At 60.7% G+C, this 24712-nt stretch carries 22 protein-coding genes and 1 pseudogene; 10 read left to right on the forward strand and 13 right to left on the reverse strand.

Translation table 11 applies throughout. The features are described from left to right. Nucleotides 1–85: 85 nt before the first annotated feature. Nucleotides 86–646, reverse strand: a complete 561-nt coding sequence (gene rfbC / locus SMN802W_RS0115665; RefSeq protein ID WP_019517864.1) for a dTDP-4-dehydrorhamnose 3,5-epimerase — start codon at nt 644–646, stop codon at nt 86–88. An 85-nt stretch (nt 647–731) separates the two neighbouring features. Here rfbC and SMN802W_RS0115670 point away from each other — a divergent pair, with 85 nt between their 5' ends. Next, nucleotides 732–1073, forward strand: coding sequence for a hypothetical protein (locus SMN802W_RS0115670; RefSeq protein ID WP_156818939.1), 342 nt, complete (start codon nt 732–734; stop codon nt 1071–1073). Nucleotides 1074–1128: 55 nt separating this feature from the next. Then, nucleotides 1129–2421 carry a sugar transferase gene (locus SMN802W_RS0115675; RefSeq protein WP_019517866.1) on the forward strand — a complete coding sequence of 431 codons (1293 nt, stop codon included), beginning with the start codon at nt 1129–1131 and terminating at the stop codon, nt 2419–2421. 6 nt (nt 2422–2427) lie between these two features. Here the strand turns inward: SMN802W_RS0115675 and SMN802W_RS17720 are convergent, their stop codons facing one another. The 3 genes from SMN802W_RS17720 to asnB are packed head-to-tail and all read right to left on the reverse strand — an operon-like array spanning nt 2428 to nt 5733. After that, the gene (locus tag SMN802W_RS17720; protein WP_019517867.1) at nt 2428–2805 is read right to left on the reverse strand and encodes a J domain-containing protein; all 378 of its coding nucleotides are present in this window, start codon (nt 2803–2805) and stop codon (nt 2428–2430) included. Nucleotides 2806–2818: 13 nt separating this feature from the next. After that, complete coding sequence (locus SMN802W_RS0115685) at nt 2819–3817, reverse strand: GDP-mannose 4,6-dehydratase (RefSeq protein WP_026326204.1); 999 nt, start codon at nt 3815–3817, stop codon at nt 2819–2821. Then, on the reverse strand, nt 3814–5733 hold the full coding sequence (asnB, locus tag SMN802W_RS17375) for an asparagine synthase (glutamine-hydrolyzing) (RefSeq protein WP_083925840.1): 1920 nt from the start codon (nt 5731–5733) through the stop codon (nt 3814–3816). Before asnB ends, SMN802W_RS0115685 begins: the two co-directional genes overlap by 4 nt. Before the next feature lie 599 nt (nt 5734–6332). Between asnB and SMN802W_RS19030 the strand changes: the two genes are divergently transcribed. From SMN802W_RS19030 to SMN802W_RS17385, 4 genes are read left to right on the forward strand one after another with little or no spacing between them, the layout of a single operon-like run. Then, nucleotides 6333–6815 carry a WxcM-like domain-containing protein gene (locus tag SMN802W_RS19030; protein WP_083925842.1) on the forward strand — a complete coding sequence of 161 codons (483 nt, stop codon included), beginning with the start codon at nt 6333–6335 and terminating at the stop codon, nt 6813–6815. 39 nt (nt 6816–6854) lie between these two features. Beyond that, entirely contained in the window at nt 6855–8366 is a 1512-nt protein-coding gene (locus SMN802W_RS17380) for an O-antigen translocase (RefSeq protein ID WP_162140025.1), read from the forward strand. Next, nucleotides 8363–9397 (forward strand): glycosyltransferase family 2 protein, encoded by a 1035-nt coding sequence (locus tag SMN802W_RS18040; protein ID WP_162140026.1) that lies wholly within the window; start codon nt 8363–8365, stop codon nt 9395–9397. Before SMN802W_RS17380 ends, SMN802W_RS18040 begins: the two co-directional genes overlap by 4 nt. Then, nucleotides 9394–10593 (forward strand): glycosyltransferase family 4 protein, encoded by a 1200-nt coding sequence (locus SMN802W_RS17385; protein WP_019517871.1) that lies wholly within the window; start codon nt 9394–9396, stop codon nt 10591–10593. Before SMN802W_RS18040 ends, SMN802W_RS17385 begins: the two co-directional genes overlap by 4 nt. 159 nt (nt 10594–10752) lie before the next feature. Here the strand turns inward: SMN802W_RS17385 and SMN802W_RS0115705 are convergent, their stop codons facing one another. Next, on the reverse strand, nt 10753–11589 hold the full coding sequence (locus tag SMN802W_RS0115705) for an enoyl-CoA hydratase/isomerase family protein (RefSeq protein ID WP_238560232.1): 837 nt from the start codon (nt 11587–11589) through the stop codon (nt 10753–10755). Here SMN802W_RS0115705 and SMN802W_RS17390 point away from each other — a divergent pair. Next, nucleotides 11572–12285, forward strand: a complete 714-nt coding sequence (locus tag SMN802W_RS17390; RefSeq protein ID WP_051083642.1) for a transferase — start codon at nt 11572–11574, stop codon at nt 12283–12285. The genes SMN802W_RS0115705 and SMN802W_RS17390 overlap by 18 nt on opposite strands. 88 nt (nt 12286–12373) lie before the next feature. Then, nucleotides 12374–12642: pseudogene (locus tag SMN802W_RS18435) on the forward strand (transposase); the annotation flags it as partial. Between the two features lie 282 nt (nt 12643–12924). On the opposite strand, the gene SMN802W_RS0115720 reads toward SMN802W_RS18435, so the two are convergent. From SMN802W_RS0115720 to SMN802W_RS0115735, 4 genes are all read right to left on the reverse strand, one after another. Continuing rightward, entirely contained in the window at nt 12925–14028 is a 1104-nt protein-coding gene (locus SMN802W_RS0115720; protein WP_037524345.1) for a DegT/DnrJ/EryC1/StrS family aminotransferase, read from the reverse strand. Further along, nucleotides 14025–14456 (reverse strand): sugar 3,4-ketoisomerase, encoded by a 432-nt coding sequence (locus tag SMN802W_RS0115725; protein WP_019517875.1) that lies wholly within the window; start codon nt 14454–14456, stop codon nt 14025–14027. Before SMN802W_RS0115725 ends, SMN802W_RS0115720 begins: the two co-directional genes overlap by 4 nt. Next, a complete protein-coding gene (locus SMN802W_RS18860) occupies nt 14453–14575 on the reverse strand; it encodes a hypothetical protein (protein ID WP_019517876.1) in 123 nt (40 codons plus the stop codon). The genes SMN802W_RS0115725 and SMN802W_RS18860 overlap by 4 nt, the downstream gene beginning before the upstream one ends. A 67-nt stretch (nt 14576–14642) precedes the next feature. Then, entirely contained in the window at nt 14643–15719 is a 1077-nt protein-coding gene (locus tag SMN802W_RS0115735) for a glycosyltransferase family 4 protein (protein ID WP_019517877.1), read from the reverse strand. Between the two features lie 150 nt (nt 15720–15869). Between SMN802W_RS0115735 and SMN802W_RS0115740 the strand changes: the two genes are divergently transcribed. Further along, nucleotides 15870–17273, forward strand: coding sequence for a right-handed parallel beta-helix repeat-containing protein (locus SMN802W_RS0115740; protein WP_156818940.1), 1404 nt, complete (start codon nt 15870–15872; stop codon nt 17271–17273). Nucleotides 17274–17322: 49 nt separating this feature from the next. On the opposite strand, the gene SMN802W_RS0115745 is transcribed toward SMN802W_RS0115740, so the two are convergent. Continuing rightward, complete coding sequence (locus tag SMN802W_RS0115745; RefSeq protein WP_019517879.1) at nt 17323–18447, reverse strand: glycosyltransferase family 4 protein; 1125 nt, start codon at nt 18445–18447, stop codon at nt 17323–17325. 27 nt (nt 18448–18474) lie between these two features. Here SMN802W_RS0115745 and SMN802W_RS0115750 point away from each other — a divergent pair, with 27 nt between their 5' ends. After that, nucleotides 18475–19617: an EpsG family protein gene (locus SMN802W_RS0115750; RefSeq protein WP_162140027.1), complete on the forward strand. Its 1143-nt coding sequence runs from the start codon at nt 18475–18477 to the stop codon at nt 19615–19617. Nucleotides 19618–19831: 214 nt separating this feature from the next. Here SMN802W_RS0115750 and SMN802W_RS0115755 read toward each other — a convergent pair whose 3' ends face one another. The 3 genes from SMN802W_RS0115755 to SMN802W_RS0115765 are packed head-to-tail and all read right to left on the reverse strand — an operon-like array spanning nt 19832 to nt 24700. Beyond that, nucleotides 19832–21175 carry an O-antigen ligase family protein gene (locus SMN802W_RS0115755; protein WP_019517881.1) on the reverse strand — a complete coding sequence of 448 codons (1344 nt, stop codon included), beginning with the start codon at nt 21173–21175 and terminating at the stop codon, nt 19832–19834. Then, the gene (locus SMN802W_RS0115760) at nt 21172–22461 is read right to left on the reverse strand and encodes a hypothetical protein (RefSeq protein ID WP_156818942.1); all 1290 of its coding nucleotides are present in this window, start codon (nt 22459–22461) and stop codon (nt 21172–21174) included. The genes SMN802W_RS0115755 and SMN802W_RS0115760 overlap by 4 nt, the downstream gene beginning before the upstream one ends. Further along, nucleotides 22451–24700, reverse strand: coding sequence for a GumC family protein (locus SMN802W_RS0115765; protein ID WP_019517883.1), 2250 nt, complete (start codon nt 24698–24700; stop codon nt 22451–22453). Before SMN802W_RS0115765 ends, SMN802W_RS0115760 begins: the two co-directional genes overlap by 11 nt. Between the last annotated feature and the right edge of the window lie 12 nt (nt 24701–24712).

Raw genomic sequence — 24712 nt, forward strand, 5'->3', positions numbered from 1 at the left:
TCGGTGTTCTCGATGAGATGCCGGACAAGGGCCGAGCCGATGAAGCCGGCCCCCCGGTGACGAAGATGCGCATGGGTGTAGTCCTTCAGGCGAGCGGGGCGAGCGGGCGCCCGTCATAGGCGAACGGGCTGTCGAAGTCGGCGAGGGTGGGCTGTCGCTGGTCCTTGTCGGAAAGCTCCGGCACCGCACCGGCCGGCAGCGGCCAGTCGATCCCGACGCTGTCCCATGCAATCCCGCCGTCATGATCGGGCGCGTAGGTGTCTGAGCATTTGTAGACGACCTCGCAATCTGGCTCAAGCGTCAGGAACCCGTGCGCGAAGCCGACGGGGATGAACAGTTGATCGCCATTTTCCGCGCTGAGTTCCGCACCGACCCATTTGCCGTACGTGGGCGATTTCCATCGTACGTCCACAACGACGTCGTAAATCCGTCCACGAATGCAGCGGACAATCTTGTTCTGCGCACGCGGAGGGGTCTGGAAATGCAATCCGCGCAGGGTGAAAGCGGTAGCGGAGAGCGAGTGATTGTCCTGTACGAACGTGGCGTCTATCCCGTAACCGGCGAACGTATCGCGATTATAGGTTTCAACGAACCAGCCGCGCGCATCGCCATGACGGCGAGGATGAATGAGCTTGACGGATGCCATAGCCGCAGGCCTTAGCGGCGCAGATCGTGCGACGCCATCACTCTCAAAACGATCGCTTTGGCTTGGCAAAGCAAGGATGTCACCCGTGTTCGCCCTTCTCGGATGGGGATCGTTCAAGGACTGGCTGTCGGAAACGACGGGGCTGAGGCATCACGGCTGGCACGTGCTGCTCGGTCTAGCGCTGACGCTGGGATTCACATGGGCGCTGCGCCGGTCGCTGGGATCCTGGTTGCCGCTGGTGCTGCTCGCACTCGAGCTCGTCAACGAGGTATCCGATTTCACGCGCTACTATGTTTCCGGCTGGCCATGGAAGCCGGGGCCGACAATGATCGACATTGTGCTCACCATGGCGGCGCCGCTCGCGATCACCATCGTCGTGCGGATGACCTCGCCGCACGTTCCGGGAGCACCACCCGGCACTCGCTAATCGAGGCAACGCTGATTAAGAGCCGAATCCAGTTTTAAGACAAGGCAAGAACAACGTGGTACATACCGGCGAACGTCGCCCGGCGACCGATGAGATCGCCGGTATCCAAACGTTGATCCCGTTCATCGTGGTTGCGCTCGTGGCTTATCTGGTGCCGCTCGCCGCGCCATTAGTGCTGTCAGGGCGGCTGACGCGCGAGATGGCCAGCACCGGCAACACGCAGGTTACCTCGCTCCTCGCCGCGCTGATCGCGCTGTTCGTATTCCGGCGCATGACGATCTACCCCGGTGCGCGTGCGTTCGAGTTCATCGTACCCGCCTTCTCCACCACGTTCGGCATCGCCGCGGCCATTCTCCTAGTGACGCGGATCAGCTACAGCGGCGCCATGCTGCTGACGGGTTATGTCGCCTCGGTCGCGGTCACGTTCCTTCTTGGCTATTTCGGACAGCGCGGCGCCGTGCGCCGGTTCTACTACGTTCCTACCGGAAACACCGGCATCGTTAACGACGCGCCGATGGTCGATTGGGTGCGCCTCGACAAGCCGCACCTTCCCGCCGATTCTGTTGCCTCGATCGTCGCGGACCTGCGCTCCACCCATTCTGCCGAGTGGGAGCGGATGCTGGCGCAGGCGGCGATCTCGGGTGTGCCGGTCTATCATACCAAGCAGTTACGCGAATCGCTGACCGGTCGCGTTCAGATCGAGCATCTGTCGGAGAACAGCTTCGGCTCGCTGCTGCCGGCGCTCGGCTACAAGGGCGTGAAGCGCACGATCGACGTCGTGGCCAGCATCGTGCTGCTCCCCGTACTCGCGATCCCGCTCGTGATCATCGCGCTGGTGGTGCGCGGGAGCTCGCCCGGCCCGATCCTGTTTCGCCAGCGCCGCATGGGCTATCGCGGCGTGCCGTTCGATATGCTGAAGTTCCGCACGATGACGGTGCGGTCCGCAACCGATTGCGATGCGACCGAGCGCGAGGCTGCGATTACTCAGGATGCCGACGTGCGCGTGACCCGGCCAGGGCGTTTCCTGCGCCGCTCGCGGCTCGACGAGTTGCCGCAAATCGTCAACATCCTGCGGGGTGAGATGAGCTGGATTGGTCCACGCCCGGAGGCAGTGCCGTTGTCGGTTTGGTACGAAGAGGAACTGCCCTTTTACAGTTACCGCCACATTGTGCGCCCGGGCATCACCGGCTGGGCGCAGGTGAACCAGGGGCATGTTGCCGGGCTCGACGATGTTCACGTCAAGCTTCACTACGACTTCTACTATATCAAATTCTTCTCGTTCTGGCTCGATCTCCTAATCGGGCTGCGCACGCTGGGGATCATGCTGACTGGCTTTGGTGCGAAGTAGGAATGGTCAAAACAGCATCAGCGCCGCGCGCGTAGCGACGCCGATGCCGATCGTGGCGATCAGCACCGTGCGCCAGCGGCGTAGTTGACACGCGCGGGGTATGGAGTGGCGATGCCCTCGATCGTAGCGGCCGAGCCGTCGCTGGACGCGCCGCTGTCGCTCGAAATGCGAGCGTTCCCTATCCGCGAGCCGGCGATCGTGCGCTGCGCGTATGGCGGGATCGGCCAGACAGCGATATGCTGCCTGCACGTCGGCGAGCCGCGCGGGCAGACTGCCCTCAATGTCGGGGTGATGCAGTTTCAGCAGCCGAACGTAGCGCGCACGAATCTCAGTTTGCGATGCGGTGCGCGCGACGCCCAGGATTTGGTAGGGATCGCGGTCCACGCGCGAGTTGCCGTCAAACGCCGTGATAGTCGCGATACCAGTCGACAAAGCGCGGCACACCCTCTGCGATCGTGGTGGTGGGCGCGAAGCCCAGATCGCGCTCGATCGCGCTGATGTCGGCGAAGGTATCGCGCACATCGCCCGGCTGCATCGGCAGCAGCTCCTTGTCCGCCTCGCGCTCGCACGCCTGCTCGATCAGTGCGATCATCTCGGACAGGTTTTCGGAACGGCTGTTGCCAATATTGTAGAGGCGGTGGGGCGACACGCTGCCCCCCGCCTTCTGCTCGCCATCGTCGGGTGGCGGGTTGTCGAGGCAGGCGACGATGCCGCTTACGATGTCGTCGATATAGGTAAAGTCGCGGCGCATGTCGCCTTCGCCGAACACCTGGATCGGGCGGCCCTCCAGGATCGCCTTGGTGAACAGCCACATCGCCATGTCCGGCCGCCCCCACGGGCCATAGACGGTGAAGAAGCGCAGGCCCGTCTGCGGCAAGCGGTAGAGATGCGCGTAGGTCTCACTCATTAGCTCGTCCGCCTTCTTGGTGGCGGCATAGAGCGAGAGCGGCTGGTCGACGCGGTCCTCGACGCGGAAGGGCAGGGTGTCGTTGCCGCCATAGACCGAGGAGGATGAGGCATAAACCATGTGCTCGGCGCCGCGGTGACGCGCGACCTCCAGCATGTTGAGGTGCCCGGCGAGGTTCGCATGCAGATAGGCGCGCGGGTTCTCGATCGAATAGCGTACCCCCGCCTGCGCCCCCAGGTGGACGATGCGATCGAACGCCTTGTCGGCGAGCGCGGCGTCAAGTGCCTCATGATGGGCAAAATCGACTTGCTCGAAGGCGAAGCGATCGCCGCCTGCCTCGGCGATACGCGCGAGCCGATCGCGTTTCAGCTGCGGATCGTAATAATCGTTGATGCTGTCGATGCCGACCACATGATCGCCGCGCATCAGCAGGCGCAACGCGACGGTAGAACCGATAAACCCGGCGACGCCGGTGACGAGGATTTTCACGATGTAGCCTTCCATGCAGTGGCGGCGGGCGGGGCCTGTTCGGCCAGCCACGCCTGGAACATCAGCACCGCCCATAGGGCTGGGGTGCTGTCACGACGTCCCGACAGATGGTCGCGCCAGCGAGACTGTACCATTGCCGGGTCGAAATACCCGTCGCTCGCCAGCCGCGACGGAGCGAGCAATTCCTCTGCCCAGGGCCTAAGGGGCCCGCGCAGCCATTGGCCAATGGGGATCGCGAAACCGGTCTTGGGCCGCTCGAACAAGGCACGCGGTGCCTGAGTGTAGAGCAGCTCACGCAGTACGTGCTTGCCGCGCCCATCTCTGATCTTCATCGACAGCGGAATGTGCGCGGCGACTGCGGCGACGCGATGGTCGAGGAACGGTACTCGCGTCTCTAGGCTGACCGCCATCGCCGCGCGGTCCACCTTCACCAGGATGTCGTCGGGCAGATAGGAGGTAGCGTCGGCGTACATCATCCGCACCGCAGCCGGCGCGTCGGCGAAAGGCGACAGGTCCGGCCCCGCCACCGCGCCCGCGCCGATCACCGGCGAGCGCTGCAGACTCCATTCGTCGAGGAAGCTGGCATAAACGTCGTCGAAGCGGCGCGCGTGCCCGGCGACGCGCAGCGCCTTCTGCACCTTGGCACCGAACTGTGGCGGGTGGTCGCCGGGCAGCGCATTCCACCATCGCGACGGCAGCCCGCCGAGCGGCCGGCCGATCGCCGCGCGCACCGGACGGGGCAACAAGCTCAGCCGCTCCCATAGCCTCGGTGCGTCGACATGGCGGTTGTAGCCAGCGAACAATTCGTCTCCGCCGTCCCCCGACAGCGCCACCGTCACCTGCTCGCGCGCAAAGCGGCTGACGAGATGCGTCGGAATTTGCGAGGAATCGGCGAAGGGCTCGTCGTACATCGCCGGCAGCAGGGGTATCACCTCCTGCGTCTCGGCCGCGGTGACGTAGCGTTCGTGGTGCACGGTGCCGAAGTGACGCGCGACCTCCTTCGCATATTCGGCCTCGTTAAAGCCGGCCTCTACGAACCCGATCGAAAAGGTGCGCACCGGCGTCGACGAATGACGCTGGTACAGGGCCACCACTGTAGAAGAATCAATGCCTCCCGACAGGAACGCGCCGACCGGTACGTCGGCCATCGCCTGCCCGGCGATTGCTTGGCCCAGTGCCTCGTCCAGCGCGGCGATTGCGTCGCTTTCCGATCCAATTGGATCAGCTGCCCCTGCCGCCAGCACGTCGCGATACGACCAGTACCGGGTCAGCGTCAGGCCATCTCGGCGACCTTCGGCCGGGGGCGCACTCGGCGCGGTGCGCACGGCTTCCGACGTGACCGACAGGATGCAGCCGGGTTCCAGCTTGTAGATGTCGCGATAGATCGATTGCGGCGCGGGCACATAGGTGCGCGCAGCAAAAGCGGCGAGCGCGTCGCGGTCGACCGGATTGGCAAAGCCGGGATGTGCGCGTAGCGACTTCAGCTCGGAGCCGAACAGGAAATCGTCGCCCACCCAACCGTAATAAAGCGGCTTTTCTCCGAACCTGTCGCGGGCAAGATGCAGGACTCGCTCGCGCCTGTCCCACAGCGCGATTGCGAACATGCCGACGGAGCGCTTCAGTGTTTCCTCAAGCCCCCAGGCCGCGATCGCCGCGACCAGTGTCTCCGTGTCTGAATGCCCGCGCCATGACGTTGCCAGCCCGGCCGTGTCGAGTTGGGCGCGGATGGCCAGATGGTTGTAAATTTCTCCGTTGAAGACGAGCATCCAGCGTCCGTTTTCCGACGACATCGGCTGATGCCCCAGCGGCGACAGGTCCACGATCGCGAGACGTCGGTGGCCGAGAGCAATGCCGGCATCTGCATCATTCCACTGGCCTGAGTCATCAGGTCCTCGATGGCAAAGACACCGCGTCATCAACGCAACTGGAAAGGGGCGCTCCCCTCTGCCGAAGAGCGCTCCTGCAAGGCCACACACGGATTATATCCTCTTGCGCTCGGAAGAACGTCTATTTGGCATGACATCGACAGGTTCGCAACGCCTAGGGTGTGGAACTGGCCGTCGGCGCGCGTTGCACATATTAGTGCAAGCCAAGATCCGATTTGAGCGTGGTGCCGCAACAGGCTGATGCGTTGCGGTCCTTGCTGGCGATCTGTGCGCTACGACTAAGGCGATTGTTTCCACCATCGCCCCGCCGATCCATGATGAGTCCGACCCAAGGCGTCATTTTGCTCTCAGCTAGAGAGGCTCTACGATGGCGGTGGGCGACGTCACCTTGGTGGTCAAGGCAAGTAAAGGCAGGGTAGCGGGCAGAGCGAATTGACGGACCAGGACTGATTCTGCCACAGCGCTTGCACCGAGAAGTATGCTTGCTCAGCTGCACGCGCCCAGCTAGCTGTTATCCTCATACTGGAATGGCCGTCTGGTGCGCACTTTTGAAAAGTTTGCGTATGTCAATCGCGTTGGAGGTTCAAATCCCAATCCAATTTCTCGGCGCAATAGGATAGCCCCGGCCGATGCATTACTATCCGGAGCAAATAAAGAGTACTTGCTATCCTGTGCGCGCCCCTTCTTGTCAGTCCCCTTGCCCCTACGCTGCCCGTCGGGTCCGACGCCATGAGCTTTTTTGGAGAGCACTCCAATCTCTCCCAGCTGCCGGTGCGCGGCCACGCGCGCGAACGTCTGGTGGATGTGGAGGCGGGCACGCGGCTGGCTCCCTCTCCCATCCAGCACATTCCCTATATCGTTGGAACCAAGGACAGCGTAGAGCGCGGCTTCCACGGACATCGAAGCAACTCGCAGTATGCAAGGTCGGAACCTGTACCCCGCATCTTGGAAACAGCACTCGTCCAGTGAGCTTCCGGCTAAACAGTCTTGCCAAGTACCTACTGACCGGGTCAATGATCTGGCGCAAGATGCTGGACTTTACCGATATCTGTGTTCTGTTGGTGCGAGCGGTGATGAGGCGGATTATACCCGCGGTAAGGCATAGTTTGTGAAGCTTCCCCTCAAGGCTGGGCGGGGCGGGTAGATTTCCTGTGACAGATACTGGCAGGTCCGACACCGACTCCTACCGCACTATTCTGCGTTCCTCCTCCATCATTGGGGGCGCATCCGCATTGGGCATTGTCATCGGATTGGTTAAATTTAAAGCGGCGGCTCTGTTGTTGGGACCCGATGGCATTGGGCTGATCGGTCTGCTTGCCAATATTGTGGCCTTATTGTCGGTGGTCGCCGGGCTAGGCATCGCGACGGTGGGCACGCAGCAAGTGGCTGGAGCGGCCGTGCTTGACGACGACCGCGCGGTAGGCGAGGCACGCCAAGCGCTGTTTTTAGCGGCCGCTGCCTTGGCACTGCTGGGCGGTGTTGCACTGTGGCTATTGCGTACGCCCATCTTCCGGATGGCTGGGGTGTCGGGGATAGCCGATGGCGACACGGCGCTGCTGGCGCTGTCGATCGGGGGTACCGTGTTTGCGGGCGCACAGACTGCTTATCTGAACGGTATTCGGCGGATTGGTGACCTAGCGATAATCAACGTTGTGGGCGGGCTGGTCGCAACCGTCGTCGCTATTACCGCGATCGCACGGCTGGGTGAGGGCGGACTGGCTGCTTTTGTGCTCACGGGGCCAGCTGCGACTCTGATCGTGGGCGGCGCGTTGGTCGCGCTGGCGGATCGTTCGGCGGCCCCGCCGCTGCGGCTGCCTCAATTGGCTCGGCAGTGGCGGGCACTGGCCAGCCTAGGCGCCCCTTTCATGCTAGCCTCTCTGGTGGGGGTCGGCGGCCAGCTGTTCGTGCGCGGCTTGCTGCAACGGGAGAACGGGGCCGCCGATCTAGGTTTTTTCCAGGCAGCCTGGACCATTTCGATGAATTATATGGGCGTGGTGCTGACCGCGATGGGTGCGGACTACTACCCGCGCTTGACTGGCATCATACGGGATAGAACAGCGGCTCGTCGGCTGGTCAACCAGCAGACGGAAGTCGCGCTTTTGTTTGCCGGTCCCATCTTGGTCCTGATGGCCGCCCTAGCGCCCCTGGTTGTCCATATCCTCTACGCCGCCTCTTTCGCTCCAGCGGCCACGATTCTACGGTGGCAGACGATGGGTGATGTGCTCAAGATTGCGAGCTGGCCGCTGGGCTTTGTGTTGCTGGCGAGCGGGCGGGGTGTACGTTACCTGTTGATCGAGGCGGCGGCGATGGTCTGCTTTTGCGCGGTGACGTTCGCGCTGCTGCCGCGCATTGGCGTGAACGCGACCGGGGTTGCCTTCGTGGCGCTATACGTCGTCTACCTGCCGCTAGCTTGGTGGCAGGCGCGGTCGTGCATCGACTTTCGCTGGACGGGGACGAACGCGGCAACGGTCTTGGTGCTGGTGGCGCTCGTCGGGCTTGTAGCAACGGCTGGGTCTCTGATGCCAGTCGCTGGAGGGCTGATTGGGATCGTGGTTGCCTTGGCGCTCGGCGTGCGGGCGGCTCGCGTGCTGGCGAGCGCCACGGGGATGGAGGCCCCGCATCCGGCTCTCGCCCACCTGTCGCGCCTGGTGCTGCGCCGGTGAACGGGCAGGCACGGGTCGAAGCGAAAGACGACAGTGGTGAGGAGCCGCTGGTGTCCTTCATCATTCTGACCTTCAATCAGGTCGCTTACATCGAGGAGGCGGTGGAAGGCGCGTTAGCGCAACAGTACGGCAATCTGGAAATTATCGTCAGCGATGACGGCTCCACCGACGGGACTTGGGAGTTGCTCCAGAGGTTGGCAGAGCGACATAGGCAATTACGTATTAATCAATCATCCGAAAACCTCGGTACACTGGGCAATTTATACGCAGCGACCCGCTTGGCAAACGGTGTTTTCTACGTAATGGCTGCTGGCGACGATGTTTCGTACCCGCATCGGGTCTCGACCTGCGTAGCCAAGTGGCTAGATGAACAAGCTTTCGTTATTCAGTCCAGCTACGATATCATCAATGAACAATCTATAGTCATCCAGAGCGCGTATATTTTTGACACTTCAAAGCATGAATTCCAAAGTTACTTTGAATTTAGACCATTTATAATTCATGGTGCTTCATCATGCTATGATGCAAGGGTATTTAAATTAATTAAAGAACCAAACAGAAAAATTTATTACGAAGATAGTTTCTTCACTCTATTTTTGAATTTTCTTTTTTTAAAACACTGTTTTATAGATCAGCCGCTAGTTTGTTACCGAAGAAACTATAATTCAATTACTAACAACAATATGCTTATTAGCGTTCAAGAAATCAAAGAACGAGAAGAAAAAACGCAATTAGTTGTTGGTTCGATTGCCATTCTACTTTCCGTTTTTCGGGATGCGGTAGTCTTGAAGTTGGGTTATAGTAATTTTATTGGTAAAACTGCAGCTGTCAATATCAGCGCATTAGATAGAGACATCGCGTTCTACCAATATCGCGGTTCATGGACGACGCGGACAAAACTCGAAAAAATTCGAATGATTTTGACGGTTCGACGTAAGCGTCATGCCGCTTGGCTTCTTGCTCGACTGTTCGGTGCGCAATCCGTGTCCTGGTTGCGCCGTTTGCGGCTTCGAACTGGTCGATCCATATGACCCGCACCCTCTTCATCACATGGGATGGCCCTGAGTCGGCGTATTTAGAGAGCTTGACGCTGCCGATCTTCACGGCGCTTCACCCGTACGGCTTCCACTTCGACGTGCTTCAGTTCCACTGGGATGAGCCGAACAAAGTGCGTGAGACACGCGACCTTTGTGCGCGGAGCGGCATCGGCTATCGCGGAGTGCGCGTCTGGCGCAGCGTGCCCGGAATCGGATCTTTGCTAAGCGCGCTGGCGGGTGGGTGGCGAATCGATTCCGCGGTTTCACACTTCGGCTCCGACGTCCTCCTACCGCGCAGCACCATTCCAGCCCTAACCACGTTGCGCTCACGCGCGGGTCGGCACTTGCCGATTGTCTTCGACGCCGACGGCTTGGCGGCGGATGAGAAGATCGAGTTCGTCGACGGCGCTTCACCGTTCGAATATCGCGTCATGCGCGATGTTGAGACGCGCATTCTGCGCCGTTCCGCCCGTGTCCTGGTGCGCAGCCCCGCCGCCATCCCAACGTTGAAGGCCCGGGCTGGTCCGCTGACCACCGAACCCGACTATATCTTGTTCACGAATGGGCGCGACCCAGAAATCTTCGCTCCGGGGATCGACACCGAACGCCTGCAAATTCGTAATCAGCTTCAGATCGGCGCAGACACGCCGATTATTCTGTATGTCGGGACGCTGGGTGGAGGTCGCAAATACGATATCGACGGCCTGATCGCCGTGGTCCGTGCCGTTCGAGCTGAACGGCCGGACAGCCAGTTCCTGCTCCTTACCGGACAGATTGAGGAGGCGACGAGAGAGCTGGAGCGCCACGGTCCCGACCTGCTGCCCCACGCGCTGATCCGACGTGTCCCGCCGGGCGAGATGCCGCGCTGGATCGCCGCCGCCGATGTCGGAGTCGCGATGATCAGCGAGGGGTTTTCCACAACAGCGGTTCAGCCAATCAAGACGGCGGAGTACCTGCTGTGCGGCGTTCCCGTGATCGGCACACTAGGCATCGGGCAGACCGCCGCGGCCGAAAATGTCGGCGTCTTTAAATCTGGCCAAGAGCCGGTGGCGGCTGCCCGGTGGTTTGCCCGAGAGGTATTGCCAAATCGTGAGAGGTTCCGGACTTACGCCCGTACTGCTGGAGAAGAGATGTTTTCCTTGAGCAAAGCGGCCGATGCCCTGCGTGAGGCGTTGGTGAACTTGGTTTAGGCGGGCGTGGTCACCCTACGTACTGCAGCGACCAACACTCGACCGCCGCGTCAAGCAGGACACGAGCGGTTCGGCGAGGATGGGCAGGATTATACCGCGTCCTAGTAACGTGTTGCCGAACGCCTATCGATCGGCGCCACCACAGATTGGTTGAGCCGCTCAGCGTCCGGTGAAGACGGGAGGACGCTTGCCCAGGAACGCGGCGGTTCCTTCCAACCGGTCTTCCGACTCCTCCAACCGACTTTGAGCCTCATCGCTGGCGCTCTGCGCAGGCGGATCGACCACGCCGGCTGCCTTCCTGGCAAGCGCCAAGCTCTCCGCCACCGCCAACGGCGCGTTTCGTGCGATCGCGCGTGCGACGCCAAGTGCCTCGTTCAGCAACGCCTCGGGTGCCACTACATCGGTCACTAGGCCGCAGGCGAGCGCCGCGTTGGCGTCGATGATCTCACCCGTAGCAATCATCCGCATGGCCGTGCCTGTCGGGATGGCGCGTGGCAGTCGATAGAGCGCGCCCGCTGACGCGATGATGCCGCGCGTCACTTCCGGTACGCCGAAGCGGGCGTTGGTGGACGCAATGGCAAAGTCGCAAGCGAGCACGATCTCCAACCCGCCCGCCAGCGCGAAGCCGTCGACCGCCGCAATCCAGGGCGTGCGGCGCAGCGCGGTCGTGAAGCCGGCGAAACCGCCACCGTCCGTAAACAAATCTCCAAGGCGGCCAGCATTCACTATCCGAAGGTCGGCACCGGCGCAAAAGGCCGGACCAGCAGCGCCGCGCAAGACGACGGCGCAGATGTTCGGGTCGCCCTCTATCTCTTCTACGATGGCGCCGAGAGCGTGCGTGATGTGGTCGTCGACGGCGTTGCGGGCGGCCGCGCGGTTCAATGTGACAATAGCGACTTGACCCGCCAATCGCTCCAGCTGCACAGCTTTCGGATTGTTCATCCACCGTTCCCCATACCAATCACGAAAGGATTGATCATGACCGACGTGCCGCATCCCACGTCAATTGTCCATGATGAGGCGCGCGTCGGATCGGGCGTGACCATCCATGCTTACGCCATCATTGGACGCGCGGAGATCGGTGACGGTTGTGTCATCCACCCGCATGTCGTGATCGCCGACGGTGTTCAGCTGGCCACCAATGTCGAGGTGTTTCCCGGAGCCTTTATCGGCAAGGAGCCGAAGGGTGCCGGCGCAGTCGCGCGTGAAATCCAGTTTGAACGCACCGTCTCCATCGGTGCCGGATCGTCCATCGGGCCGCATGCAACCGTGTATTACGACGTAGTAATTGGAGAGCGCACGCTGTTAGGCGATTGCGCATCCGTGCGCGAACAGTGCCGCATCGGTTCACGCTGCATCATAAGCCGAATGGTTTCTATCAACTACAACACGGTATTAGGTGACCGGGTAAAGGTAATGGATGGCACCCATCTGACCGGGGATATGGTGGTCGAGGACGATGCCTTCATTTCCGCGCTCGTGGTCACACTTAATGATAATGTGGTGACAGCGGGGTTCGGCGATCACATTGCTGGACCTCGCGTGCGGGCCGGTGCAGTCGTGGGTGGAGGTGCTACCCTGATGCCGGGCGTGGTGGTGGGCGCATCGTCTATTGTGGCGGCGGGTGCGGTGGTAACCCGGGACGTGAGAGACGGTACACGTGTCGCCGGCGTGCCGGCCAAGCCATTCTGACCGCTCAGGTTGGTCGCTGACACCTCGTTCAGGTGGTGAATTCTATGACACAACTCAACTAGCGGTTAAAGATGGAGTAGCTTTCCTGCTGAAAGCCCATTGGTTGCTTGGCGGCTGCGGCTACGACGCCGACTGGCTCAGGGACGCCTTGCAGGCCAAGGGTATTCAGCCCTGCATCCCAGGCCGCAAATTGCGCAATGAGCCCGTTAGATACGATAAGCGCCTCTTCCGGCGTCGCAGCCGCGTCGAGATCATGTTCGGCCGTTTGAAAGACTGCGGCGCATAGCCACCTGCTACGATCGCTGCACAACCGTCTTCTTCTCCGCCACTGTCCTCGCTGCCACCGCCATCTTCTGACTGTGATTAACAAGGAATGATCCTGGCTGGCAAGTGCGTTAAGGTTGCAGAGGCGATCATTGCCACAACATAGTTAGAGATGCTGTCGAGGACGATACGCATTTTATAGAAAAAGGCAGGAGATTTAATAGCACTGAACTCTGTTGCACTATTACTAGCTCTGTAAGTACAGCTAGGTGGCGGGCATTTATGTCATGTCGGCCACGTTCGTGGACCATGTTAATAACTAAAACTAGTAATACAAATAGGATATATGGTTTACCGGTGAAGGCTTCGCTGTTGCTAAATTCGACACCAATCGCGGATCGCTGCTATTACTTCCTGCGCATGATCGAGCGGCATCTGCGGACCGATTGGTAGACTCAGTACTTCCGAAGCCAGCTGCTCCGCAATCGGGAGCCCCGAATCGGCAGCGGGATTGTCGGTATATGCTTGCTGACGATGTGGTGGGATTGGATAATGGATCAATGTCTGGACGCCGCGTGACGTCAGGTACGCCTGCAAGTTTTCGCGATCCTTTGTGCGGATGACGAAGAGATGCCAGACCGGATCGGCCCAGTCAGGCACATGGGGTAGTATCACCGCTGCATCGCTTAATCCCCCCATGTACAGGGCCGCAATCGAGCGACGATGGTCGTTCCACGCGTCCAGCAGCGGCAGCTTGACTGCTATTGCGGCCGCATGGATCGGATCGAGCCGCGAATTCACGCCGCGTTCGATGTTCACATAGCGGCGTTCCGACCCATAATTGCCGAGTGCCCGTATGCGCGATGCCAGCTGGGCGTCGTTGCACGTCACCGCGCCTCCATCACCCAGCGCGCCCAGGTTTTTGCTGGGGTAAAAACTCCAGGCGACGCCATCGCCATGGCCGCCTATCACCCGCCCCTTGTAGCGAGCGCCATGTGCCTGTGCCGCGTCCTCAAAAAGCTTCAGCCCATGACGTTGGCAAAGGTCGAGCAGCGGATCGAGATCCGCCGGCTGGCCGTACAGATGGGTCACCAGAACAGCACGGGTACGTAACGTGATCGCCTGTTCGACCAAGTTAGGATCGAGATTGTGTGTCGCGGGATCAGGCTCCACCGGCACGGGGGTGGCGCCAACCATGTCTACGGCCAACCACGTCGCGATAAAGGTGTTGCTTGCGACGATGACTTCGTCACCGGGCCCGATCCCGGCGGCGCGAAGCAGGAGGTGGAGTGCGTCCAGGCCGTTCCCGACACCGATGCAGTGCCCCGCTTCACAATAGGCGGCAAACATCTGCTCAAATCGCTCGACCTCCGGTCCGCCGATCAGCCATCCCGAGTCCAGCACTCGTCCAATCGCAGCGTTGATCTCACTCCTAACACTCTCGTTGGCAGCCTTGAGATCGAGAAAAGGAACAGTCATGATTGTTCTCCGCTTCGCTGTATGACGACGCGGCGAAATTCATCATAGTCGCGAATATAATCTGCGTTTTCATACGGCGCGCTCGCAAGGACGAGGAGCACGCAATCCACACTGAAATCCGTCATTTCTCGCCAGACCGGTGAGCCTATGTGTAGACCGCGATTGGGACGATCAAGGGGAACGGGTACGCGCGTCATCCCGTCATCGATGATCATAGTGCACGATCCCGCGACGCAGATGGCGAGTTGCTGTAGCTGATGATGCGCATGGAAACCCCGTGCGGTATCCCGGGCGGTGCCGTAGATGTAATATACGCGCTCGATTGCAAAGGGCATCCCATTGCCCCGTTCCAACGCGATCAGGCTTCCGCGATTGTCTCCATGAACCGTCAGGTCGATCAGGCTGCAGGTCTTGGGTAGCGCTGTCATGCGACCTTGCCCTGCGTGGCGAAGGCGGCGGGCAGGTGGCTGCGGACATATCCATGGACAATGCCGATATGTCGGTTTTCCACGAACAGGGGGTAGGCTTGTCCGCTGAGATTGCGCATTTCTATCGCTTGCATGGAATTGAAAGGTGGGCGTTAGGGAAGGCGGGCGGCAAAGGCAATTGCCCCCTCAGCCACGTTTGCCGTTCCTTGCTGACGCCGCCTCGAACGCCTGAAGCAGGTGTGATTCCTGCGATGCCAGCGAGTAACGGTCGACGACCCGGTCGCGCCCCGCGTGACCCAGTCGCCGACGCAGATTATTATCGCCCAGCAGGCGCTGCAGCGCGCGCTTCCATTGGTCGGGGGTACTGGCCAGATATCCCGTCTCGCCCTGCTGGACGATGGTGCTGTTGATGCCGACCGGGGAGGCGATGGTGGGAAGGCCGCACGCCATGTACTGGATCAGCTTGTAGCCGCACTTGCCGCGTGCCCAGTCCTCTTCCGGCAATGGCATCACGCCGATGTCCATGCGCTGGACCTCGGCGATTTCGGACGCTTCCGTCCAGGGAATGCTTTCGATTTCGGTCCAGCGTTGAGCTTGGGGCCCCGCGCCTACCGCGCGGAACAAGGCGCCCGCCTGTCCGATAGTGGGCAGGATATCTGGCAGAATCTCTTCCATATATCGCCAAGTGGAGGGTGATCCAATCCATCCGACCACCGGCGGTTTCCCCTCCACTCGCTGCCTTGGCACATAGCGCTGGGTATCGACCACCGTGGGTATCACGGTGACGGCAGGGTTAAACCGTTCGACATAGTGGCGAAGATAGTCGTTGCCGACCGTAACTTGCGAAGCCAGACGCAATAGGGGGTGGAGCTTGTTCGACAGCAGGCGTCTTATCAGTCGGGAGCGGTGGCGATCGTACATGTGGAAGATGGCATCGTCAAAATCGACGATCACCGGGCGGCCGATAATCGACAACAGGCGCTCCAATACAGCCGGCGCATAAGGGAATGCCTCAAAATGTATCCAGACGAGGTCGTAGCGGCGCGCTGTTGCAACAGTGCCGAGCCGCTTCAGATAGCTGGCGATGATGCCGGCGCGCGACGATCGGCGTCCCTCCGCCAGCGCGCGGACATACTCATCGTCGAGCAGAGGACGGGTGACGATCTCGACGCCGTGCCGGTGCAGGAAAGGCGCGAACTGAAGCAGCCGCTGTCGAGTGCTTGCCGCCTCGGCACCGTATTTGGTCAGGGCGAGCACACGCATGGCAATTCCTTGAGGTGAAGTGATCGCGGGTACATGAACGGCTGCGCCCGATACAATGGAGAGCATGCTGCATAGCGGAGGAGCGCGTGCTTCGGTAGTTGTCCGCCACTGTTGGGGATGAGCGGTGGTGATCGGTCGAGAGAGGCGCAGATGAAAATATCGGAATTGGTAACACGGCGGTCGCTCATCATCGCCGCGGGGTCGGCGACTGCTGGTGCCATGCTGGCATCATGCGCAGACGCCAAGACGCCCGCGTCCGCCGCTTTCACGCCGGAGGCGTTCGGTGCCAAGGGAGATGGAACGACCGACGACACTACGGCTTTTCAGCGATTGGCCGCGGCGGTGAACGCCAATGGCGGGGGCGAGATCGTGTTGCGCCCCGTGACATATCTCGTCGGGCGGCAGGAGGGCGTGCGGGGCGGCTATGCCTTTGCCCCGGCAGCGCTGCTGGCTCTGAAGGACTGCCGTTTGCCGGTCGTGATCTGGGGCAACGGTGGCCGACTGCGCTGCGCGCCGCATCTGCGCTTTGGCACATTCGATCGCCGCGGCGATCGCCACGACCATGCAATGCCGTTCACGTTCCCCGGCTTCTCCGCCACGCCTTACGAGCACATGATCCTGGTGCAGGGGTGCCGTGGACCGGTTCAGATCACCGACCTGGAACTTGATGGCAATATCCAGCAGTTGCGTATCGGCGGGCCGTGGGGCGACACGGGCTGGCAGATCCCTGCCATCGGCCTGTTCCTGTCGGGCAACACGGGTCCCGTGCTGGTGCGTAACGTGTTCACCCATCATCACGCCCAGGACGGCCTGATGATCAGCGCTCCCAGCGGCTCTGCGCCATCGCGGATCGAGAATCTTCGCTCCGCCTTCAATGCGCGTCAGGGATGCAGCTTCATCGGAGGCAGCGACTTCACCTTTGTCGGCTGCCGTTTCACCGACACCGGACGGGCCAAGATCGGGAGTGCCCCGGGGGCGGGTGTTGACCTCGAAGCGGAAAGTAGCCCAATCCGCAGGCTCCGCTTTATCGATTGCGAATTTGCCCGCAACGAAGGAGTGGGAATGGTGGCAGACAGCGGTGACACCGCGGACGTCACGTTTGATCAATGTCGCTTCATGGGGGATCGGAACTGGGCGGTATGGCCCAACAAGCCGCGCTTCCGCTTCACCCATTGTCAATTCGTCGGGTCAATCGTGCAATGCTTCGATGCGGCCGACCCCGCGGAAGGAACGATGTTCACAGACTGCCGCTTCACCGACCTCCTACGCCGCGGGGCCGATGGCAAGCCGCTGGCGCCAGGTCCCATTGCGGACCTGTCCAGTGCCAGGAGCACGCTTTTCCGGCGATGCACATTCACCGTGTCGCACGGCTTTGCGTTACCTTGGAGCCTGCACGCTATCTACAACAGTTGTTCCATGCATCAGAGCGGTGGGCCTATGGGATACCCACGCGGCATCTATCGCGGTACGTCGACCATTGTCGGTAAAGTGGATCTATACGGTTCCAAGATCATGGGCGTGGTGACGATCAACGGCCAGAAACGAACCGCTTGAACGCTGGAGTCCTAGGTGGTTAGTTCTTCGGCAGCCTGCTAGACGACAGTCACTGCCGGATCGCGCGGCGCACGGCCTCCACGTAGAGGTCGACCACGATGCGCTCGTCGAACTCGCGCTCCGCGATGCGTCGACCTGCTGCCCCCATCTCCGCGCGCTGCTCGGGCGCCAGCGTCCCCATCCGCCGCATCGCATCGGCCAGCGAGCCCGCATCCTTGACCCGGCACAGTAGGCCGTTTTCTCCTTCGCGGGCGATCAGCGCGCATCCCGGTACGTCGGAGGCGATCAGCGGCTTGGCCATCGCCGCTCCCTCCAGCAGCGATCGTGGCATACCTTCGCGATAGGACGGGAGGACCACGCAATCCGCCTCGACGATAGCGGGGCGTACATCGTCCTGGTGCGGCAGATGTTCGATCACACCTTCCGCCAGCCAGTCGGCCAGTTCCGATGCTGCCACCCCCGAGCGGTTGTTGTGATCCAGCGCCCCCAAGATCACAAACCGCGCGTGGAGGTTCTCCGCACGCAGCTGGCGCGCCGCCTCGACGAACTCGCGCACGCCCTTGTCGCCAAGCAGGCGGGCGATCATCAGGAACGTAACCGGAGCAGCGGCCACGCGCGGTGCAGGCTGCGCCGGAGCGAAAGCGTTGAGGTCGATCCCCGATCCGGGCAGCAGCGCCGTCTGCGCCAGACGTACGATCTTCATGTCCACAAACAATTGTCTATCCACTGCATTCTGAAAGAAGACGGTGGCCGATGGACGCAGCGCCAACCGGTACAGTCGCCTGACGATCCACTGCAGCGGGCCTGGCTTCATAAATGCGGTGCCAAGGCCCGAAATGTTGTTGATCGTAGGAATTCTCAGCCACGCTGCGGCTATGCTGCCCCAGATATTGGGTTTGATTGTCCACCCCAGATAAGCCGCAGGCGCCATTTCTCTCAACACCTGTCGATAGCGGCGCAGCAGCTGAAGATCGCGGGACGGCGACAGGCCCTTGCGGTCGATCTCGATGGCGACGAAGCGCACGCCCATGTCGCAAAGGCGATCGACATGCGCATCAGCGGGCGCGAGCGCGACGACGTCAAATCCCTCTTCGATCAGTCGGCGGATTAGGCCGGCGCGGAAGTTAACGAAATTCCAGGCCGTGTTGATCGACAGAACGATGGACTGCTGCATTACCACGCCATAATCATATTATTGTCGGTGGCGCATCTATCGCTTAAGATCCCCGCTGACGAGCCATTGCGGACAAGCCCGCGGGCAACCGCATCGGATGATCGACGCTTTGTGATTCCCTATTGGCTTCTTTTCGGTTTGTGGCTGATCGGCACGATCCATTTCGCCCGTTCGTCCCAAAACGCGAACAGCAACAGGCTGTTCGCTGTCGCGTGCGTCGTCACTTCGCTCATGATCGGCCTGCGCTACCGAGTCGGGGGCGACTGGGAGCCGTACCTGGGAATCTACGACAGCATCTATTTTCAGCCACTAATTCCCGCCCTTGGCCTCAGCGACCCCGGTTATGCCTTTCTCAACTGGCTTGCAGCTCGCCTAGATACCGGCATTTGGCTACCCAACTTGGTCTGTGCGATCCTGTTTATGGCAGGGGTAGGACGACTTGCATCACGCCAGCCACAGCCTTGGCTCGCTATGCTAGTTGCCGTGCCGTATTTCGTTATCGTTGTTGCTATGGGATATACGCGGCAAGCTGCTGCGATCGGCATCGTATGCTTCGCGATCGCTGATGCGGGAGAGAAGAACATCGGGCGAACGGTTATTTTGATCGGGATTGCCGCCTTGTTTCACAAAACCGCAATCCTGATGCTTCCCCTAGCAGTTGGTCCTATTGCTATACGCAAGGCACTGACGGCGGTTCTAAGCGGCATCGTCTTCCTTGCCTTGTTCCTACTGCTGTTGCGCGATCAGTCGGATCAGATGATAACCAGTTATGCACAAAGCGATTATAATTCTCAAGGCGCTGGCATCCGTATTGCGATGAACGTACTTGCGGGTGGTATATTCTTGTTAATGAGAAAAAGGCTTTTACTAAGTAAGTACCAAATCGTTTACTGGACTTTTAATGCACTATTATCGTTTTCATCCATTATTGCATTGGTATCACTGTCGGCTTCGTCAGGTGTCGACCGTCTGTCATTGTTCTTGATACCTTTGCAGATGATTACTTTTTCCCGGTTTCCTCAAGCGTTGTCCGGATCGGGTAAGCTGATTGTGCCAGCCCTGTTTGCGGTTATTGCCTATTGTTTCACAGTAGAATTTGTTTGGCTGAACTTCGGCGACAATGCCAGATTATGGATCCCGTACTCAACAACATTGTTCCACGGCCTGTAGTCGCAGCGACGCACCGCCAAATACTTTACACGGCCGAACATGTCTCAATGCGCCGTAGCGCGGTAGCGTCGCTGTCAGATCTGATCGGGTTGTTGCGAGATTGCTGTCCATAGATCGACGAATACGGCGCCTATTACCTTTACCGCTCATCGATGCGGTTTGTCCTTGCGGGAACCGAAGCAAATTGGATTTATCGTACCAACGAGACCTGACCTTAGATACTCAGGTGCCGCGCGCTCTGCTCGACCTTACGCGCGCGGACATAGGGTCGCACGCCGGACATCAACCCCAGGCAGATCGCGAACACCGACGATATTGCCGCGGTGCGTAGCGGATAGTCAACCAGGCTGTGCAGTAGGATTAGCGCGGTCGCGATCACCGAAGCCTGCGCGAAGTGGTCGGATTCGTCCGCGCGCCAGATCGCGCGAATCCGTGACGCCCACCAAATGAAAAATAGCGCCGCCACGACTATCCCGGCGAGCCCCGTCTCTAGCAACAGTTCGAGCCAGTCGTTATGGACGTGATTGCGGTAGGTAGAATTAACAACGGAAAGCGGCTCCATTGTGCGATAAATTGGCTGGAATGTCGCTGTGCCCGAACCAACTGGGAAAAAGGTGCTGGCCGCGCGGAATGACTTGGCAAAGACGACCTGACGCGATCCTTCGACATTCGCCTTCTGCACGCCAATCAGGTTGTTGCCGAATGGCCCGATCACGATGATTAGCAGCGCCGTAATTGAGGCGACCACCGTGCCTGCAAGCATGAGGCGCCGCAGCACTGGTCGTTGGCGTCCGAAGACCAGCAACGTGCCCAGGCTCGCCGGTACCGCAAGGCCAATCCCTGCAAGCGATCCGTTAATCAGAATGCCGACCAGGATGACGCCATAGCCCGCAGCCACAAGAAGGCGGACTGCCGAGGCGTTGCGCGTCGAGGCGCGGCGGAGCAGCGTGACGTACAGCGCGCCCAGGAAAGGGATGCAGGTCAGGATCAGCGTTGCCAGATGGTTGGGGTTGGAGAAGAACCCAGTGCCCACACCGTAATTCGTCTTTTCATAGAGATAGGCACTCGGTCCGCTTAGCACCTGTACTGCGCCCAGCGCGATCGAGGCGAGCGTAACCGCGATGATTACGCTAGCGATCCAGCGGCCGCGAAACGCACCTAGAACGATGACGAGAAGAAAGGCGGCGAACGCCGGCAGCAGCCACAGTAGCGCAGCAACCGCTCCTGTGGGCGCCAGCGTCAGCGGCAGCCACGGTAGCGGAAGGCCGAGTAGGCGATACCCCTCGGCAACACTCCCCCGGCCCGGCAGCACGGCCCAGATCGTGGGTGGCATCGGCACGAGTTGCAGCAATGCGGTAACAAGGAACGCCGCGAGCAGCGCCAGCGGCGCACGGATTTGCGGCGTGATCCCGGCCTGTGCGAGCTGCCACAGCGACCATCCAATCAGCGGGATGGCGATCAGTTGCAGGAGCAGATTAGCCGATAGACCCGCCGCGCTTGACCCCCCAAGGAGCAGACATGCCAGGAGAAAGAAGGGCGCGATTGTGTGGCGGATCATGGCCTGGCCTCCGGCATGCCCGCAGCGCGGATCGCGAGCCCCTTGATCGTGAGCGAGACCGGCGAAGGGAACTCGCCGGCTTCGCCGCGCAGTGTAAGTGTCTGCGCCGGGCAGGTAGCGGGCACCATGAAGGGGCTGCCCGCACGGTGCGACCCGGGAGTGGTTGGAACAGCAATATTTGCGAAAATGCTCTTGTCGCCGGAGGCGCACGCGACTGTCCAGAACAGCTGCGAAGCAGCATTCGGCTTGCCCCCCTCAGTCGCAAAAACGAGCTGATAGCGCCCCGGCGAAAGAACGAGCATCTGGTCGGCGAGATTGCCGCTGTCACGTCCGTAGTAATCCACCGCCAGTTCGCCATTGTCGGGATCCGCCGCACCCAGCCCGTTCGCGGCCAGCGTCCAGTCGAATGGGGGCGAGGCCGGCATCGCGCGGAACTGCGGGTTGAATATCGGGGCCGTCACTGCCGCCGCAGGCAGGCGGTAGATACGCTGCCAGACCCGATGCGCGTCGGTAAAGTGGTTCGCCTCGACCAGCCGGGATACGAGCACCGGGCCCCAGCTCTGGGAATTTCCGGCATCGGCAAGCGCGCGTGGGCTCGCCAATGCGAAGATTTGATCGGGCGGCGTGGTGCTCTTGGCCAGCGTGGTAAGGACCGAACGCTCCAGACCCGGATCGGTTTGCAGCGTGCGCTTTGCCGCCGGTGCCGTGTCGGGCATCAGTATCATTTGCGCCAGGGCGGTCGTCACAAAGGGCTGCGTCCTGCTGATCAGCCGCGATAGGACCGACATCTGCGCCGCTGCGGGCCCGAAGCGGCTTGTCTTCAGATACTGGACCAGCAGGGCCAGATGGATCAGCCGGTTCCGCGGCTCGAGCCGCTGACCCGCTTCCAGGATGCGGATACCACGACCGGTCTGCCCGGCGGCGAGCTGCTCTTGTCCGAGGATCAGGTAGGGACGCTCGTCGAGCGGCAGCTGGGTGGCGGCATGCCGGACCGCGGCAATAGTGGGCAAGTCGAGTGGCTTACGTCCGAACCCCAGACTCATCGGATCGCGGGGATCAACACTAGCGACCAGCGCGAGCGAGGCTCTAGAAAGCACATTATCTGCGTCACGAGGTGCGATATTCAGAAGTACGGGCGATTGTGCAGGCAGAACCGCAGTGATCGTGGTGCGAAAGGAGAGCCAAGCGAGAGCCAAACTGGCGATCGCCAGCATCAGTGCCGAGACGATCCCACGTGGGCTCGACAAGGCGCCGATCCGTCCCATGTGCTGGTTTTTACGCAGCATCGCCGTGATTGTCCTTGTCGTGCACGGCTAGAAGAATGCGGCGTTTTTTCTCGTTATTGTCGGCGACGTAGCGATACTGCTGATCCTTGTTCTGGCCGTAGCCGTACCCATAAGCGGCCTGCGCCTGATACCGGGTCAGAATAGCGCCAACCATCCTCGCGCCTGCGGTGCGCAGGCGAGCCTGCGCCTCGATTGCTGCACGGGTGCGGGTGCGGCCTGCCTCGATAACCATCAGCGTTGCCTGCGCCACCGTTGACAATAGCGGTGAATCTGCAAGCCCAAGTATTGGCGGCCCATCAATCACGACGACGTCGAACGTCGCCGACGCGTCCTCAATCAGAGCGGCAAAGCGCGCCGAGGCGATCAGTTCCGGTGGGCTTGGCGGGATGGTTCCCGACGGCATAACCCACAGATTTTCTACGTCAGTTTTGAGCACATGCTCGCTGAGGGAGCCTGTGTTGGTAAGGATATGCGACAGGCCGATGTTCTCACGTCCCGTCACGAACGCTGGACGGCGCATGTCAGCATCGATCAGCAGCGCGGTCTTACCTAGGCGCGCAAAGCTGTAGGCGAGCGCCCATGCCGAGGTGGACTTGCCCTCCGCTGGACGGGTGCTTGTGACGAGCAGCGTCTTAGGTGCACCGCCCTCGGTTACGAACTGCATAGCGGTGCTGGTGGACAGATATGCTTCTGCCAGAGGCGACAGTGTGTCCTTCAGCTCCTGCGCCGGCACTGCGGTGCGCCCCTGCGGAATACCGCCGAGGAACGGTAGGTTTAGCTTCGTGCGCACATCATCCGGCGACTTGATCGTATCGTTGATGAACTCGAGCGCAATCGCTGTCAGCATGCCGAGGGTCAGTCCGAGAACGACGCCGATCATGAGGTTAAGATAGAGATTGGGCGAAAACGCGCTGGATGGCACTTGGCCTGCGTCGACGACTGACGCTATGGCAGTCCCAACGCCGCCCGCCACACCGATTTCCTTATAGCGCTGGAGCAGCGCATCGTAGAGCGTGCGGTTAGTGTCCACGTCGCGCTGGAGAATGTTGTAGCGAATGCGGCGCCCGCGCTGATCGAGCACCGAACTGCTCAAGCGCGTCACCTGTGCACGAAGGTCCTGCTCTTCGGCACGCGCGGCCTCGAAGGTTTGACGTAGCGACCCAACCCGGTCGGAGGTGGCGGTGCGCGTCTCGACCCTGGCCGAATCACGTAACGCGGTGATGCGCGCGCGCAAGGCCACCATTTCGGGATAATCGGGGCGGAAGGTCTGCAGCTTTTGCTGATATTCCGCTTCAAGCGCGGCTATCTGGCTGCGCAGCACCGCGGTATTGGTGCTCGTCTCCGTTGTGGCGCCACCCTGCATCGCTTCGCGATATTGCTGCTCGGCCGCGATACGCCGTGCTTGCGTCTGCGCTAGTGCATTGTTGAGTGCGACAAGCGAGTTGCCGGACAGCGAATTAGTGTCACCGCCGTTGTCGTTAGGGCCACTCCCCGTCGTGATTAGCCGTTGCTGCTGCGCGTATGCGGTTAGTTCTCGCTCCGACTTTTCCAAGTCACGACGCGTACTGGCGATCTGTCGCTGAAGAAAGTTGCGGGCATAGGACGAGGACTGATAGCGTCGTTCTAAATCAGTGGCAATGAAGGCATCAGTGATGCCATTGGCGATCTTTGCAGCCAGCTGCGCATTACGTGACACAAAGGCGACATTTACAATCATACTCTGTGGCTGAAGCTTCACCTTGGTGTTCGCTTGGACGTAATTGGCGGCGATCTCAGTATTAGCTGCGCGATTGCCATCCTCGCCCGTAATCTCGTCGACATTCGCGAGGTTCAAATCCTGCGAGACGCGTTCGGCCAGCGCGCGGCTTTGTAACAAACCAAGCTGCGTCCCCACAAAGTTCATGTCGTTGCTCGAGGACTCTCTGCCCTTGCTGTCCTCGTTGTTCAGGATCGCGACATTGGGAGGGTTGAGTTCGAGCGACGCGACGGAACGATACTTCAGCGGGGTCAGAAGTGTGATAAGCACCGCCGCGGCAATGCCGACCCCAATCGCGGAGAGGACGAGCCAGCGCCATTCATAGGCGACGCGCCACAGAAGCGAGAGCGACAGCTCGCGTCCTTGTGAGGGTGACGCACCATAGGTGCCGTAGCTGCCTTGGGGCATAATCGGCGCCAGGTCGCGGCGATCGTCAATGTTGACGGTTAGGTTCGTGGGGTCGTTGGCCCCCGGGCTTGCCATGCGGTAGTCGTC

The sequence above is a fragment of the Sphingomonas sp. Mn802worker genome (genome assembly GCF_000382485.1).
Classification (GTDB): domain Bacteria; phylum Pseudomonadota; class Alphaproteobacteria; order Sphingomonadales; family Sphingomonadaceae; genus Sphingomonas.

Coding starts and splice junctions, on each gene's coding strand:
- rfbC (WP_019517864.1), bottom strand. CDS start 646: ATGGCATCCGTCAAGCTCATTCATCCTCGCCGTCATGGCGATGCGCGC.
- asnB (WP_083925840.1), bottom strand. CDS start 5,733: ATGACGCGGTGTCTTTGCCATCGAGGACCTGATGACTCAGGCCAGTGG.
- SMN802W_RS19030 (WP_083925842.1), top strand. CDS start 6,333: ATGCATTACTATCCGGAGCAAATAAAGAGTACTTGCTATCCTGTGCGC.
- SMN802W_RS17385 (WP_019517871.1), top strand. CDS start 9,394: ATGACCCGCACCCTCTTCATCACATGGGATGGCCCTGAGTCGGCGTAT.
- SMN802W_RS17390 (WP_051083642.1), top strand. CDS start 11,572: ATGACCGACGTGCCGCATCCCACGTCAATTGTCCATGATGAGGCGCGC.
- SMN802W_RS0115705 (WP_238560232.1), bottom strand. CDS start 11,589: ATGCGGCACGTCGGTCATGATCAATCCTTTCGTGATTGGTATGGGGAA.
- SMN802W_RS0115720 (WP_037524345.1), bottom strand. CDS start 14,028: ATGACTGTTCCTTTTCTCGATCTCAAGGCTGCCAACGAGAGTGTTAGG.
- SMN802W_RS0115725 (WP_019517875.1), bottom strand. CDS start 14,456: ATGACAGCGCTACCCAAGACCTGCAGCCTGATCGACCTGACGGTTCAT.
- SMN802W_RS18860 (WP_019517876.1), bottom strand. CDS start 14,575: ATGCGCAATCTCAGCGGACAAGCCTACCCCCTGTTCGTGGAAAACCGA.
- SMN802W_RS0115735 (WP_019517877.1), bottom strand. CDS start 15,719: ATGCGTGTGCTCGCCCTGACCAAATACGGTGCCGAGGCGGCAAGCACT.
- SMN802W_RS0115740 (WP_156818940.1), top strand. CDS start 15,870: ATGAAAATATCGGAATTGGTAACACGGCGGTCGCTCATCATCGCCGCG.
- SMN802W_RS0115745 (WP_019517879.1), bottom strand. CDS start 18,447: ATGCAGCAGTCCATCGTTCTGTCGATCAACACGGCCTGGAATTTCGTT.
- SMN802W_RS0115755 (WP_019517881.1), bottom strand. CDS start 21,175: ATGATCCGCCACACAATCGCGCCCTTCTTTCTCCTGGCATGTCTGCTC.
- SMN802W_RS0115760 (WP_156818942.1), bottom strand. CDS start 22,461: ATGCTGCGTAAAAACCAGCACATGGGACGGATCGGCGCCTTGTCGAGC.
- SMN802W_RS0115765 (WP_019517883.1), bottom strand. CDS start 24,700: ATGGCAAGCCCGGGGGCCAACGACCCCACGAACCTAACCGTCAACATT.